The sequence below is a fragment of the Testudinibacter sp. P17/SS/0325 genome, assembly GCF_053570765.1.
Window position 1 is genome coordinate 610,426 of record NZ_CM131635.1, and the last position, 15,335, is coordinate 625,760.

The following is a 15,335-nucleotide window of genomic DNA, read 5'->3' on the forward strand; positions in this document are numbered from 1 at the left end:
AAGTTGATTCTCGACCCGGCAATTATCCGAGGTTATCAAGGCTTAATTTTCGATATGGACGGCACGCTGATCGACACCATGCCGGCCCATGAAGAAGCGTGGCGCCAAACCGGCGACTATTTCGGCTACGCCTTAAACGGCAAACTGATGTACCAACTGAGCGGCGCCCCTACTTACACCATTGCCGAAGCGATTATGCGTGAGGGCGGCATGCCGATGAGTATGTTGGAAGAAGTCACCTTGAAAAAACGCGAATTAGGAATGAAACTGGTGTTAGAACGAGCTACTTTGCTGCCATCTTTCGCGATTGTGCAGGCTTTCCATGGTAAAGTTCCAATGGCACTCGGCACCGGCGCCCATCGGCTGATGACCGATCTGTTAATGGAAAAATTTGAATTACGCCGCTATTTTGCCATTGCCGTCACCTCCGACGATGTCGCCGCACACAAGCCGGCGCCGGATACCTTTTTACGTTGTGCCGAATTAATCGGGGTCGAAGCGACGCAAAATTTGGTGTTCGAAGACGGGGATTTTGGAATCGAAGCGGCGCACGCCGCCGGAATGGATGTGTTTGACGTGCGTGATAACCGGCTGTTAAAGGCATAATCACCGCATATGCTCGCCGATTGGTTGTTGACGGTTTTGCCCGATTGGGCGTTACAAAACCAGTGGTTACTGATGTTCGCCAGCGCTTTTTTGAGCGCCACGCTATTGCCCGGCAACTCGGAAGTGGTGTTTAGCGGCTTGTTACTGCTGCAGAGTTTTAGCCAGCCGAGCGAGATTTTTTGGCTCTGGTTGGCGGCAACCCTAGGCAACGCACTCGGCGGCATGACCAGTTATGCCATCGGACGCATGGTTGCCGTGCCGGAATGGCAACAGCTCAACCGCCGCCAACGGCAAGGACTGCGTCTGTTCGCGCGTTACGGCAGCCTCAGCTTGCTCTTCAGTTGGTTGCCGTTCATCGGCGACCTGCTCTGCATAGCCGCAGGTTGGCTACGGTTACATTGGATCACGGCATTACTACTGATTACCTTGGGCAAAGGCTTACGCTATTTGCTATTGATCGGTCTGAGTGCCTTTTAAGAGGATGTTATTGTGTTACCAAAACTGGATACCGCACTTGCCTGGTTGAAGCAACATCCGCAGGCAGTACAACATTTCAAACGGGGTTTGGAACGGGAAACCTTGCGTTTCCTGCCGGACAACCATCTGGCACTCACCCCGCACCCCGCCCACTTGGGCTCGGCATTATGCCATCCGTGGATCACCACCGATTTTGCCGAAAGCCTGTTGGAGTTCGTCACCCCGGTGCGGGAAAAAGCCGGTGAGTTAACCGATTTTTTGCACGACTTGCACCGCTTCGCCTTGGAAAAAATGGGGCAAGAGCGGTTTTGGCCGATGAGTATGCCCTGTTTTATCAATGATGAAAGCGATATTATCTTGGCGCAATACGGCAGCTCGAATCTCGGGCAATTCAAAACCCTGTATCGCGAAGGCTTGAAGAACCGTTACGGCGCATTAATGCAAACTATCGCCGGCATCCACTATAATTTTTCCTTTGATCAAAATTATTGGCAGGCACGTTTCGGCGAATTAAGTGAGCACGAACAGCAAGTGCGGTTATCGGCGCGCTATCTGAATATCATTCGTAACTACCTGCGCTACGGCTGGATAATCCCCTATCTGTTCGGCGCTTCGCCGGCAATTTGCAGCTGTTTTTTACAAGGGCGAAAAACCGATATCGAGTTTGAACGTTCGCCGCACGGCTTTTTATACCTGCCGTATGCCACCTCGCTGCGTTTAAGCGATTTAGGCTACACCACCAACACCCAAGCCAATTTAGGCATTAATTACAATGAATTAAACCAATACACCCGCGCATTGCGCGCCGCCACCCGTCGCCCGGAACCGCACTTTGCACACATCGAACAACGGCAATGGACGGACGGTAAAAAATATCACCAACTCAACGCCAATGTGCTGCAAATCGAAGCCGAATTCTATGCGCAAATCCGTCCGAAGCGGGTGACACAAGCCGGTGAAAGAGCAGTCGCCGCTTTGGAACGTGCCGGGATTCAATATGTGGAAGTGCGTTCCCTCGACGTCAATCCGTATGCGGCGATCGGGATCAGCGAACGGCAAATTTATTTCCTCGATCTGTTTATGTTATGGTGCGAATTGGCGGAAGCCGAACCGTTGGGTGATTCGGAACAGCTGTGTTGCCGTAAAAACTGGAATAAAGTGATTCTGGCAGGACGGCAGCCGGGGCAAACCATCGGCGTCGGCTGCGACAGTAGCCAATATTCGTTGCAAGCCATGGGCGAACGGATAGTCGATGATTTGCTGCAACTGGCGGAAGTCGTGGATTGCGTCGGGCAAGAACAGGGGTATGTGCAGATTTGCCAAGATCTGCGCCGTGCTTTTGCCGATCCGGAATTCACCTTATCGGCACAAGTCTTAACGGATTGCCTACGCCAAGGTATCGGGCACTTTGCCGATCAGCAGGCGGAAAAGTTTAAACAACAGCTTTTATCGCAGCCTTACCGCACTTTAAATCAACAACAATTGGTACAAATCGCGCAAGATTCACTGGCACGGCAGCACGCCATCGAACAGGCGGACACGCTCGATTTTGATTGCTATCTGGCACAGCAAAACAGCGGCTAAGCCTGCATAACGAAGCCGGCATAAGCGCGGGCAAAAAAAAACGCTCTCGAATGAGAGCGTAAATAACCTAAGGAACCAACTTAATTATTAGAAAACAACTGCAGGTTGCTTGTATAATAAGACCGAGCAACGAACGGAAAGTTCACCGTAATCAGAAAATTTTTTAAATTAAAACGAAAAAGGAAAAAATATGCCGTTACTGGACAGTTTTACCGTTGACCATACTAAAATGAACGCCCCGGCAGTGCGCGTGGCAAAGAGTATGCGCACCCCGAAAGGCGATGACATCACCGTGTTTGACCTGCGGTTCTGCCGCCCGAATCTGGAAATTATGCCGATGAAAGGCGTGCACACCTTGGAACATCTGTTTGCCGGTTTTATGCGCGATCACCTCAACGGCGATCAAGTGGAAATCATCGACATCTCGCCGATGGGCTGCCGCACCGGTTTTTATATGAGCCTGATCGGCACCCCGACGGAAAAGCAAGTCGCCGACGCATGGCTTGCCTCGATGGAAGATGTACTGAAGGTACAAAGCCAAAATGATATTCCCGAATTGAACAAATACCAATGCGGCACTTACACCGACCATTCGCTGCAAGAAGCACAGGATATTGCCCGTCATATTTTAGCGCGCAAAATAGGCATTAATAAAAATGACGATTTAACCCTGGATTTAAACCTGATTTAATTTGATCAAGACCGAGCCGTTGCGCTCGGTTTTTGTTTATTTGCGAAATGAAAAAGGAAGTGCCATGACCACTATCGGAACCCCATTAACCCCTTCCGCCACCAAAGTGATGATGTTAGGCGCCGGCGAACTCGGCAAAGAAGTGGTGATTGAACTGCAACGCTTGGGCGTGGAAGTGATTGCGGTGGATCGCTACGCAAACGCCCCGGCGCAACAAGTGGCGCACCGCGCCTACACTATTTCGATGTTGGACGGCGACGCGCTGAAAGCCTTGGTGGAAAAAGAGCAACCGGATTATATCGTGCCGGAAGTGGAGGCGATTGCCACCGCGACGTTGCTGGAATTGGAGCAACAGGGCTTTAACGTGATCCCGACTGCCAAAGCGACGAGCTTAACCATGAACCGCGAGGGAATCCGCCGCCTTGCCGCCGAAGAACTGGGCTTGCCGACCTCAAACTACCGTTTTGTCGATAACTATGCCGATTTTGCAAGTGCGGTAGCGGAAATTGGCGTGCCGTGCGTGGTAAAACCGATTATGAGTTCCTCCGGCCATGGGCAAAGCGTGATTAAATCAACGGAACAATTACAAACGGCATGGGATTATGCGCAACAGGGCGGGCGCGCCGGCGGCGGACGGGTGATTGTCGAGGGCTTCGTTAAATTCGATTATGAAATCACCTTGCTGACCGTGCGCCACATCCACGGCACCACTTTCTTACCGCCAATCGGACACACCCAAATCGACGGCGACTACCGCGAATCGTGGCAGCCGCAAGCGATGTCGCCGACCGCACTTGCCAAAGCGGAAGCGATTGCCGGCAAAATCACCGCCGGTTTAGGCGGACGCGGTATTTTCGGGGTGGAAATGTTTGTTTGCGGCGACGAGGTGATTTTCAACGAAGTTTCCCCCCGCCCGCACGACACCGGCATGGTCACCCTGATTTCACAGGAACTGTCCGAATTTGCCCTGCATGCGCGCGCGATTCTCGGCTTACCGATTCCGAATATTGAGTTGTTCAGCCCGTCCGCCTCCAAAGCGATTGTGGTCGAAGGCAAATCAAGCCAAGTGCGGTTCGGCAATTTAGAGCAAGTCCTAGCCGAAGCCAACACCAACCTACGCCTGTTCGGCAAAGGCGAAGTGAACGGCCACCGCCGTTTAGGGGTTGTTTTAGCGCGAGACGAAAGCGTGGAAACCGCGCTGGAAAAAGCCAGACGGGCTTATCGGCAACTCAACATTGAATTATAAAACGGATAATTTATCACTGACAAAGCCACCGTTGCGGTGGCTTTGTATTAAATGGAAAAAGATAATTAAACGGGCTGTTGCTGCTGAGCCAATTCTCGATCCTTCTCTTGCTCTCGCTTCACACACTCTCGCTCATAAGCTTTAAAGAACGGATAATAGATGAAAATATCCAGAATAATTAATCCGATACTTAAAACCGGTGCCCAAACATCACCGCCGGAGACTAAATAAGCGCCGATCGGGGCAGGGGTTGTCCACGGTGCCATCAGATAGACCCGATGAATCAAGTCAAAATCCAAAATCAAATAGGCGATCACCGCATTTGCCATCGGCGCAAAAATCAGCGGAATAAAGAACAGCGGATTGACCACCATCGGTACGCCATAGACAATCGGCTCGCCAATAGAGAAAAAGGACGGGACTAAGCCGATTTTGCCGATCGAACGCAAATGGGCAGAACGGCTGCGAACCAATAAAAAGGCAAGCGCTATCACCCCGCCGGACGCGCCGTGTACAATATAAAAATCCCAAAACGAATTGGTCACGATAAACGGTAGCGGCTCGCCTGCCTGCAATGCGGCTAAATTTGCCGCCATATTTTGCAGTAGAAACGGTGTCCACAATTGCATTAACACGAGTGAACCGTTAATCCCCAAAAACCAAAGCAAGTGAGTCGCAAATACGAACAGTATAATCGCCCCAAGGGAATCACTCACTTTAATCAACGGCGCCATATAATCCATGATTAACTGCGGAATGGTGACGCCCATCGCGTGTTCGATATAAATTGAAAACGGGAAAATAGTAACCAACATCGCCAAAATAGGAATCACAATATTCAGCGATTCGGCAACCGCACTTGGCACTTCTTTCGGCAAGCGAATGCGGATATTTAAATATTCCAGCAAACGGGTCACTTCTACGGTGTAAATGGCGACAAAAATCGCCGAGAATAGCCCGATACCGCCGAAAAATTTAATGTCCATTGCACCGTCTTTAACCGGTGCCGCAATCAACAAAAAGGTCATCACCGATAAAAACGCCGCCGGCAACGGCTCGCGCCGATAGGCTTTGGCAAGGTTGTAGGCGATACTGGCCGAGGTGAACAGCGAAATGGCATTAAACGACATTTGGAAAAACGTCCAACCGTAATCGCTCGCCCAAGTGGCAAACCGCCACCATGCCATACCAAAACTGTTGGTGGTGTTTTGATCAAACGGCGGAATCAGTAAAATCATAATAAAACTACCGACAATCAAAAACGGCAGCACCACGATGAAACCGTCACGAATCGCAGAAATATGCGGTTGTTTTTCCAAACGTTGTGCCGTCGGCGTGACGTAGCGATCCATATAGGTGATCATTTTTTGGCTAAATGTAGTCATGATTCCTCCTGATTATTCGCCCTGAACGGCTTTAAAACAGACCACATGCCAATCCGCTTGATAATTTTTGAGTGTAATATTCACTTCTCCCTGCACAACACATTGTGAAAATTCGACTGCCGGATTCAGCGCGACCACTTCCGTTTGGCAAGGCAAACCGAACTGATTTTCCCCTTCATGCAAACCGTCAACAAAACAATATAAATCTTGATTTTTGCGAGTGAAATGGAAGGTTAATTCATGCTTCGGGTAAGATTCGCGCCGACTACAGCGGCTGCCGTAGATCCCTTCGCCATTGGTCTGCAACCATTCGCCCAACCCCTGCAGCCGTTCGACTTGTCCGCTTGGAATTGTGCCGTCGGCTTTTGGCCCGACATTCAGCAATAAATTGCCGTTATTCGCCACCACTTCCACTAATAGCGAAACCAATTTTTTCACCGAAATTAAATCGTCATCATGTTCATTTTGATTATAACCGAAAGATAAGCCCAAGCCGCGGCACATCTCCCATTTACGCTGGCGCGAGGCTTCACCGTGTTTGTATTCTTTCGAGGTAAAGTCGCACCACAAGCCGTTCCAACGGTCGTCCACCACACCATCGGCCACACGATTGTAATAATGGGAAAATAGGGTCGGCAGCATATGCTCCCCTTGTTTCGGCCAGCCGATATCATTCCATAATACCGACGGCTGATAATTATCGATCAGTTCCAATACCTGATTAAACGCATAATCCGCATAAGCGTAAGTCGGACTGGCATTCGACATATTTTGGCTTTCGGTAAAAATCGGTGCTGAAGAGTAAGTCCAGTCGATCACACCGGAATAATACGCGCCCATTTTTAAGCCGACATCTTCGACCGCATTTTTCAGTTCGCCGAGAATATCCCGTTTCGGCCCGTAATTCAGACAATGGTAATCGGTATAACGGCTCGGGAATAAACAAAAACCGTCATGATGTTTAGTGGTGAGCACCACATATTTTGCGCCGGCTTGTTTAAATAATTCCGCCCACGCGGTCGGTTGCCATTTTTCCGCTTTCCATAGCGGCAAAAAATCACGATACGCAAATGCTTCGCCATAGGTTTTCACATGATGTTCATAGGTCGGGCCACGCTTAACATTAATTGAATTGAAATACCACTCGGCATAAGGATTATTACAAAACCATTGTTCATCAATATCCACTTCACCTAATTCCCAAGTGAGCGGCGCAAAAGCAGGAACGGAATAAATTCCCCAATGGATAAAAATACCGAATTTATAATCATCATACCAATCGGGCAACGGATGTGTTTTTACCGATTCCCACGTTGCTGAATAAGTTGTATTACATTGCGTTATCATATGTCCTCCTTATTATCATTAAATAAAAAACAGCATTTATATAAAAACAACATTTCACCAACCAAACAAGTGAAATAATTATTTTATTAACAGCTAGGAAGCATTCTGTGATAGGTATCACTGAAATAGCCTGTTTTCTTCATGATTATGTAAACGAAATATGACCGAATTTGCACGCATACGGTAATTTCAGGCAGGAAAATGGGCGCTAAAACAAAAAACGGACACTTTTCAGTATCCGTTTTGCGGTTGCCGCATTAATCTCAAAACGCGGTTTTATACACTGCTAAAATCAATTCCGGGGTGCATTGGCGCGGGTTGCCGCCGGTACAGACATCATTGAAGGCATCGATGGAAAGTGCGGTCAGGTCGCTTTCCAATACGCCGATTTCAGACAGTTTTTGCGGAATGCCGACCTCTTTCGACAATTGTTTGACCGCATTAATCGCCGCGAGGCGGTATTCGCTTTGGCTCATGCCGTCCACGTTTTTCACCCCCATGGCACGGGCGATTTCACGGTATTTTTCGCCGGTGTCGGCTTGGTTAAATTCCATCACATACGGCAACAAGACTGCATTGGCAATACCGTGCGGGGTGTCGTAGTAGGCGGACAACGGGTGCGCCATGCCGTGCACCACGCCCAAACCGACATTGGAGAAGCCCATGCCGGCGACGTATTGCCCTAATGCCATGCCCTCTCTGCCGGCGGCTTCGTTATTGACCGCGCCGCGCAACGATTTGGCGATCAGTTCAATTGCTTTCAGGTGCAGTGCGTCGGTCAGTTCCCATGCGCCTTTGGTGGTGTAGCCCTCGATAGCGTGGGTGAGCGCGTCCATGCCGGTGGCGGCGGTCAAGCCTTTCGGCATGCTTGCCATCATATCCGGATCGACCACGGCGACAGTCGGCACGTCATGCACATCAACACAGACAAATTTGCGTTTGTGTTCTTCGTCGGTAATCACATAGTTAATGGTGACCTCTGCGGCTGTGCCGGCGGTGGTCGGCACGGCGATAATCGGCACGCATTTTTTATTGGTCGGCGCAACCCCCTCCAGCGAAACCACGTCGGCAAATTCCGGGTTATTAATGATAATCCCGATTGCTTTGGCAGTGTCAATCGGTGAGCCGCCGCCGATAGCGATCAAGTAATCCGCCCCTGCTTGTTTAAATGCCGCCACGCCTTGTTTGATAATATCCACACTCGGATTGGCTTTCACCCGGTCGAAAATGGTGTAGCTTAAGCCGGCTTGATCCAAAAGTGCGGTCACTTTTTGCGCCACGCCGAATTTGATTAAATCTTGGTCGGTCACCACCAACGCCTTCGTGAAACCGCGGCTGAGCGCTTCCGGCACAATATGCTCGATTGCGCCTTTGCCGTGATAGCTGGTTTCGTTCAAGATGATACGATTTGCCATAACAGATACCTCATAGTAAGTGAATGAATTCCAAATAGTATTTTTAAATAATCAATGTTATTGAATTATCGAATAAAAATAAGAACTCTCTCGTTATATTTCATCGAAAAAGTAGGGGCGGATGATATATCCGCCCGAATCGCACTTTGTATTTTTCAATGCTAATTAAATACTTATATCGAGCTTCGTAAACGGGCGGATATATCATCCGCCCCTACATTACCGAATCAAATTCCTCGATAACATAAAGCATACTGAAGCTGGATTTCGCCAGCCCCTTATTCCCAATAAAATTAATACAGCACGTCTTTCGCTTCGTCGGAATCAATATTGTCTTTGGTCACGAAAACCACACCGGTGTCGATGAATTTTTCGATTTTCTTACCGTCGATCACGTCTTTAATCGCGGTAACGCCTTTGTAGCCCATTTGGTAAGACGATTGCACCACAATGCCTTCCAATGTGCCGTCACGCACGAAGTTTTGCAGGTCTTGGTTGCCGTCAAAGCCGACCGCCACCAATTTACCGGCATAACCACGCTCTTTAATCGCACGCGCCATGCCGACCGCAGTCGGTTCGTTCGCGCCGAAAATCGCGGTCAAATCCGGGTGTGAGGTCAATACGTCGATGGTTTGGTTAAGTGCGGTCACCATATCGGATTGGGAATAAAACGGCCCGACCATGGTGATATCGGTATTTTTCTTAATTTCATCGACGAAACCGCCGGTACGCTCAATCGCACTGGCAGCCCCCGGAGTGAACGACATCACCGCCACTTTGCCTTTCGTGCCGTTTTTCTCCAGCAGTTTTTCGGCGGCGAGTTTTCCGGCGGCACGATTATCGGTGGCTAGGAAAGATTGATAATATTTGCCGTCACTGTTGATACCGGAGTCGATCATCACCACCGGAATACCGCGTTCGTAAGCCGCTTTCACCGCCGGCACTAACGCGTCGGGGTCGGACGCCGCAAGCACAATCCCTGCCACACCGCGGTTGACGGCGTTGTTCACCATGTTCACTTGTTCGTCGATTGCGGTTTCCGCTTGCGGACCTTGGAACGAAATATTGTATTGTCCGCCAATATCTTTTCCTGCGTCCTGTGCGCCTTTGTTTACGTTTTGCCAAAAGTTGGCGTTGGCGGTTTTGACAATAACCGCGATTTCGCTGGATTTTGCCATCACCGGAGAGCTGATTAAGGCAGAGAACCCGACTAAAGTTGCCAATGCTGCGACTGCGAATTTTTTCATAATGTGCTCCTTGTTGGAATGATAGACCGTTTTATGGACGGCGTTTAAATGGAACTGCTTGTGGTAAATCCAAGCTGGCGATGTGCTGCCACGCTATTTCTTTTTGCTTTGTCTTAATTGATCAATCGACACCGTGACGATAATCACCAGACCGATAATAATTTGTTGGATAAAGGCTGAAACGCCATTCATATTCAAACCGTTACGCAACACCCCGATAATAAACGAACCGATTAACGTGCCCGGAATCGTGCCGACCCCGCCCATCAGCGATGTACCGCCGACCACCGCACTGGCGATCGCGTCCAGCTCATACGCCACGCCGCCGTTCGGTTGTGCCGTCACCAAGCGCGAGGCGAGAATCACCCCCGCCAAGCCCGACAACAAACCGCTGGCGATATAGGCATAGTTTTTCACCTGATTGGTTTTAATCCCCGATAAACGCGCCGCTTCTTCGTTAGAACCGATGGCGTAGATATAGCGTCCGACCCGTAATTTACTGAGCGCGAAGGTGAACATAATCGCAATGACGATCATGATAATCACCGGATACGGAATGCCCGGGAACGTCACCAGCGGCAAGCCGTTAGGCCCTTCTTCCACCATGCGCAACAGCGCCCCGTTGCCGAGATAAGAGAACGATTCCGGCATACCGGACACCGGCGCAGCGTTGGTTACATACAGCGCCACCCCGCGCGCCACCATCATCATACCCAACGTGGCGATAAACGGCGGCAGTTTCATTTTGGTCACCATAATGCCGTTGGCGTAGCCACACACGCCGCCGACCAAAATCCCGGCGATCATACCGATCGGCACCGGCAGTCCGCCGTTGACGAACATTGCCGCCGCCACGCCGGAAAGCGCCACCACCGAGCCGGTGCTCAAATCAATCCCGCCGGTCAAAATGACACAGGTCGCGCCAATCCCGATCAAGGCGATGGTCGAGGTTTGCAGCCCGATGGTCATGATATTGTTCAGCGTAAAGAAGTAATCATTGCTGACAGTGAATGCCAGCACCAGCAGTAATAAGCCTGCCAACGAGGCAAGTTTTCTTAATAGATCTTTTTGTTTATCGTTCATCACATCACCCCATTTTTAACGAACATAGTCTCTGGCAAACATATTTTTCACGCCGGTGGCATACTGCATAATTTCTTCCTGATCGGTTTGTTTGGTTTCCAACATGCCGGTCATCTGCCCCTCACGCATTACAATAATCCGATCGGACACCCCCAACACTTCCGGCAGCTCCGACGAGATCACAATCACGCCCACGCCGTTAGCGGCAAGTTCGTCCAACAGTTGATAAATCGCATATTTCGCACCGACGTCAATCCCGCGCGTCGGTTCGTCGAAAATCATCACCGTCGCGTCGCGGAACAGCCATTTGCCGATCACCACTTTTTGTTGGTTGCCGCCGCTGAGGTTATTCACCAACTGCTCGACCGTCGGGGTTTTGATCTCCATTTTTTTGACGAAGGTATCCGCCGCGTTGACTTCGGCATCGTGCGAAATCACGCCCAACTCGCTGCACACTTTATCCATTGCCGCCATGGTAATGTTTTCACGGATACACATGCGCACCGCGATACCGTTGAGTTTGCGGTCTTCCGACAGATAGGCGATTCCCGCCTTAATCGAATCGGCAGGGCTTTTGATCGACACTTTTTTGTGATGGACAAAAATCTCGCCTTTATCCAGCGGATCAGCGCCGAAAATCGAACGTGCCAATTCGGTGCGTTTTGCCCCGACCAAGCCGGTGATCCCCAGAATTTCGCCACGGCGCAAGTCAAAATTGAGCGGTTTAAATACGCCGTAACGTTCGGCATTCATCACCGACAGAATAATCTCATCTTCGATAAGTGCGGTTTTTGGCGGGAAATGGTTATCCAACGAGCGCCCGACCATTTTGGTGATAATCTGATCCATGGTGATTTCCGCAAAACGGTGGTTGGAAACATAAGTGCCGTCGCGGAAAATGGTGATGTGATCGCAAATCCGTTGCAGTTCTTCCATGCGGTGCGAGATATACACGATACACACCCCTTTGCTTTTCAGGCGGTGTACCAACTCAAACAGGCGATCAATCTCTTTTTCGGTCAGGGCGGAGGTGGGTTCGTCCATAATCAACACTTCCACATCAAACGACAACGCTTTGGCTATTTCCACCATTTGCTGTTTCGCCACCGACAGCGTATTGACAATGTCGGTCGGGGCAACATCAATATCAAACATTGACAGCAATTCCGCCGAATCACGGTTCATTTTGCGTTTATCCACCAAGCCGTGTTTCAGCGGCTCGCGCGCAAAAAAGATGTTCTCGGCAACGGTCAAGTGCGGTATCAGGTTCAGCTCTTGGAAGATCATGCTGATACCGTTTTTCTGTGCCTCCAACACCGATTCAAACCGCACTTTTTTGCCTTTATACACAATGTCGCCCACTTCGGGGTGATACACCCCGATCAGGCATTTCATCAAGGTGGATTTGCCTGCGCCGTTTTCGCCCATTAAGGCGTGTACTTCGCCTTTGCGCAGCTGAAGATGAACGTCTTTCAGGGCTTGCACCGCCCCAAAAGATTTGCTGATGTTGGTCATGGACAGCAGTGGCGCTGCTTGCGATGGATTTTCCATGTTCCCTCCTGCCTAAGTTATTCCACTTAAGTTATTCTTCAATGCGTAAGCCGTAGGTGCTGAATTTGCCCAACACCACTTCGATTTCCTCGTCCGGCAGCACCGGCACATTATCGCTAATCGCCAACAAGCGCAGATACCAGGTTGCCAGCACTTCCACCTCATGCGCCAGCCATAAGGCTTTTTTCAGATTTTTCTCGGCGGCGATCAAACCGTGGTGCTGTAATAAAATCGCTTTGCTCTGTTTAATCCCGTCCTGCACATATTCCGCCAGTTTCGGTGTGCCGAAAGTGGCATAAGGCACACACGGAATACGGTTTGTGCCGCCGACGGCGATCATGTAGTGAATTGCCGGAATGTCTTTGCCCAAAATCGACACCGCCGAACAATTCAGCGAATGGTTATGCACCACCGCATTCAAATCAGGGCGCGCTTGATACACCGCATGGTGAAACCGCCATTCGCTCGACGGCAATTTACCGGCGTCGTAATGCCCGTCGGCATCGACAAACACGATCGAATCTTCGGTCAATAATTCATAGGGCGTGCCGGTCGGGGTGATGAGCATACCGCCGTTGTAACGCACGCTGACATTGCCCGCCGTGCCTTGGTTCAGCCCTAAACGGGTCATCTCCAAGCAGGTGTCGATAATTTCTCGGGAGAGAGCTTGTCTGTTCATATGTTATCCTTAACTAATTTAAAATCTGTGTCGGCTATGCGATCGCTGCAATCGGCGCAATCGACGTAACCCCTTTTTTCAAAATAATATTGCCGTATTTTGCCAATTCGCCGCTCACCACCACCGCATACGCCATTTCAGCCCGATCATAAAATGCGAAACGGTCAATGCGGCTGAGATTCGGGCAACTGCCGACCGCACTTTCAATCGCAGCGCGATAGCGTGCTTCGACACTCGGATCAAGGCTGTCGCCCTCGACCGCCTGCATCATAACCAACGGGGTTTCAACATATTGATCGTATTCAAACAGCGGGCTGATTGCCGTCAGCAGCGTTGCCACGTCAATGCCGTCGGCACGGATCACGCGGTGATGGAGCTGATGTGCCGGAAAGTGCGCGTCGCATAGCACGATTTCATCGCCGTGTCCCATTTCCGCCAAGGTTTTTAACAGTTCCGGCGAAATTGCCGGGTGAATGCCTTTTAACATAATCATCGTTCCTTATGGGTTAATCGTTGCCATATGCTGCTGGTAAGCCTGCAACCGCACTTGATACGCCGCACTGTCCGGTGACGGCTGCACAACCTTGCGCTGCGGCTGCATTTGCCGTTGCGCCACTTCAATGCTTTGGTAATATTGCGCACCGGCGAAGGTGAACATTGCCGCGCCCAATACGGTGGCTTCCGCCACATCGACAATTTCAATCGGCAAGCCCAACACATCGGCGCGGATTTGATTCCACAGGCGGTTTTTCGAGCCGCCGCCGACACAAATCAAGCTGCTTGCCTCAAACCGACTGACTTGCTGTAGGGTCTGCAAACCGCACTTGAGCTGATATGCCATATATTCCAATGCCGCACGGTAAATCTGCCCGCGTTCGCTGTGCAACGACAAACCGCCGATCCTGCCGCGGTGGGCGAAATCTTCCGCATTGTTGAAATTACCGTGCCACTCGATTCCGCCCGCGCCGACCTCAACCTGTTCCGCTTCGCTGATCATGGTTTCGTAGTAGTGCGGCGTGTTCAGCACGTCGGCATAAAAGCGGTTGCCGACCCATTCCAATACGCCCGACCCCAACCACTGCACACCGGGAGTGAAGTAGCCGGTTTTGGCATCAAATTCGGTGGTTAAACCTTGATGAATTAAGTCAAAGTGCGGTTCGGCTTTGGCGGTGCGCGCCATCAAAATTTCCCATGTGCCGGAACTGAGCACCGGCTGATTCGGTTTCGCCCCTGAACCGAAAATCGCAAATTGGGTATCATGTCCGCAAGAGATCACCGGGATACCACTCGGCAACCCCATTTCATGGGCAATTTCCGCACGCAGTTCGCCAACCGCCTCACCGGCTTCCACCATCGGCGGAAAATGTCCGGCATTCAGATCTAACAGCGATAAGGTTTGCGAATCCCAACCGCCGCTTTGCAGATCGGTCAACATCGACGTGCCGGCCATGGTTTTATCGGTGCTGAACACGCCGCTCAGCCAGTGGGTCAGCATGGAGGAGATGAAGACAAATTTATCCATGCGCCGATAGATATCAGGCTGGTTTTCTTTTAACCACAACAACTTAAACAGGGTGTTGAAACTGTACAGCCCAATGCCGTTACGGGTATAAAGCTGTTCCACATCGAGGTAATCCGCAAGGTTTTGCATAATCGGAATGGTGCGCGGACATTTCCATGAAATAATCGGATAAATCTGCTTGCCGTCGCGATCAAAGGGCGCGCCGTCCACGCCGAAAGTGGTTACGGAAATGCCGATAATTTCTTGAATATCATAATGTTGATGACTGAGTTGCACCACCACATGCCGCGCGCACTCTGCCAGCTTGTCGCAGATTTCGGCAAAATCCCAGATATGATATTCCGCCGATTCCGCCCCGCTTTTGGTTGCGCTGGCAATATGGTGCGCCGCCAAAATCTTGCCTTTTTCATTTAAGGCAATGGTGCGCGTGTTGGTTGCGCCGCAGTCAAAAATCAGAACAATAGGCATAAAGCTCCCCCTTCCTGTTCACAGCAGGAATTCG

Annotated in this window: 14 protein-coding genes; 5 read left to right on the top strand and 9 right to left on the bottom strand. The window is 50.5% G+C overall.

Going from position 1 to position 15,335, the window contains the following annotated elements; all coding sequences use genetic code 11:
- Window positions 1-6: 6 nt before the first annotated feature.
- The 5 genes from ACWA50_RS03045 (at window position 7) to purT (ending at window position 4,604) form a co-directional block, all read left to right on the top strand.
- Window positions 7-606 (top strand): beta-phosphoglucomutase family hydrolase, encoded by a 600-nt coding sequence (locus ACWA50_RS03045; RefSeq protein ID WP_431054277.1) that lies wholly within the window; start codon window positions 7-9, stop codon window positions 604-606.
- A 9-nt stretch (window positions 607-615) separates the two neighbouring features.
- Window positions 616-1,083 (top strand): YqaA family protein, encoded by a 468-nt coding sequence (locus ACWA50_RS03050; protein ID WP_431053856.1) that lies wholly within the window; start codon window positions 616-618, stop codon window positions 1,081-1,083.
- A gap of 12 nt (window positions 1,084-1,095) precedes the next feature.
- Window positions 1,096-2,667, top strand: a complete 1,572-nt coding sequence (gene gshA, locus ACWA50_RS03055; RefSeq protein ID WP_431053857.1) for a glutamate--cysteine ligase — start codon at window positions 1,096-1,098, stop codon at window positions 2,665-2,667.
- Between the two features lie 190 nt (window positions 2,668-2,857).
- The gene (luxS, locus tag ACWA50_RS03060; protein ID WP_431053858.1) at window positions 2,858-3,358 is read left to right on the top strand and encodes an S-ribosylhomocysteine lyase; all 501 of its coding nucleotides are present in this window, start codon (window positions 2,858-2,860) and stop codon (window positions 3,356-3,358) included.
- Window positions 3,359-3,422: 64 nt separating this feature from the next.
- Entirely contained in the window at window positions 3,423-4,604 is a 1,182-nt protein-coding gene (purT, locus tag ACWA50_RS03065) for a formate-dependent phosphoribosylglycinamide formyltransferase (RefSeq protein ID WP_431053859.1), read from the top strand.
- A gap of 65 nt (window positions 4,605-4,669) precedes the next feature.
- Here the strand turns inward: purT and ACWA50_RS03070 are convergent, their stop codons facing one another.
- From ACWA50_RS03070 to fucK, 9 genes are all read right to left on the bottom strand, one after another.
- Window positions 4,670-5,989, bottom strand: coding sequence for a PTS sugar transporter subunit IIC (locus tag ACWA50_RS03070; RefSeq protein ID WP_431053860.1), 1,320 nt, complete (start codon window positions 5,987-5,989; stop codon window positions 4,670-4,672).
- Between the two features lie 12 nt (window positions 5,990-6,001).
- The gene (locus ACWA50_RS03075; protein WP_431053861.1) at window positions 6,002-7,336 is read right to left on the bottom strand and encodes an alpha-L-fucosidase; all 1,335 of its coding nucleotides are present in this window, start codon (window positions 7,334-7,336) and stop codon (window positions 6,002-6,004) included.
- Between the two features lie 263 nt (window positions 7,337-7,599).
- On the bottom strand, window positions 7,600-8,751 hold the full coding sequence (gene fucO / locus ACWA50_RS03080) for a lactaldehyde reductase (protein ID WP_431053862.1): 1,152 nt from the start codon (window positions 8,749-8,751) through the stop codon (window positions 7,600-7,602).
- Window positions 8,752-9,044: 293 nt separating this feature from the next.
- Window positions 9,045-9,998, bottom strand: coding sequence for an ABC transporter substrate-binding protein (locus ACWA50_RS03085; RefSeq protein WP_431053863.1), 954 nt, complete (start codon window positions 9,996-9,998; stop codon window positions 9,045-9,047).
- A gap of 93 nt (window positions 9,999-10,091) precedes the next feature.
- The gene (locus ACWA50_RS03090; protein ID WP_431053864.1) at window positions 10,092-11,081 is read right to left on the bottom strand and encodes an ABC transporter permease; all 990 of its coding nucleotides are present in this window, start codon (window positions 11,079-11,081) and stop codon (window positions 10,092-10,094) included.
- A 15-nt stretch (window positions 11,082-11,096) separates the two neighbouring features.
- Window positions 11,097-12,632, bottom strand: a complete 1,536-nt coding sequence (locus ACWA50_RS03095; protein WP_431053865.1) for a sugar ABC transporter ATP-binding protein — start codon at window positions 12,630-12,632, stop codon at window positions 11,097-11,099.
- A gap of 31 nt (window positions 12,633-12,663) precedes the next feature.
- The gene (locus tag ACWA50_RS03100; RefSeq protein WP_431053866.1) at window positions 12,664-13,311 is read right to left on the bottom strand and encodes an L-fuculose-phosphate aldolase; all 648 of its coding nucleotides are present in this window, start codon (window positions 13,309-13,311) and stop codon (window positions 12,664-12,666) included.
- A gap of 34 nt (window positions 13,312-13,345) precedes the next feature.
- Entirely contained in the window at window positions 13,346-13,798 is a 453-nt protein-coding gene (fucU, locus tag ACWA50_RS03105) for an L-fucose mutarotase (protein ID WP_431053867.1), read from the bottom strand.
- A 12-nt stretch (window positions 13,799-13,810) separates the two neighbouring features.
- Window positions 13,811-15,301 carry an L-fuculokinase gene (gene fucK / locus ACWA50_RS03110; protein ID WP_431053868.1) on the bottom strand — a complete coding sequence of 497 codons (1,491 nt, stop codon included), beginning with the start codon at window positions 15,299-15,301 and terminating at the stop codon, window positions 13,811-13,813.
- Window positions 15,302-15,335 lie beyond the last annotated feature (34 nt).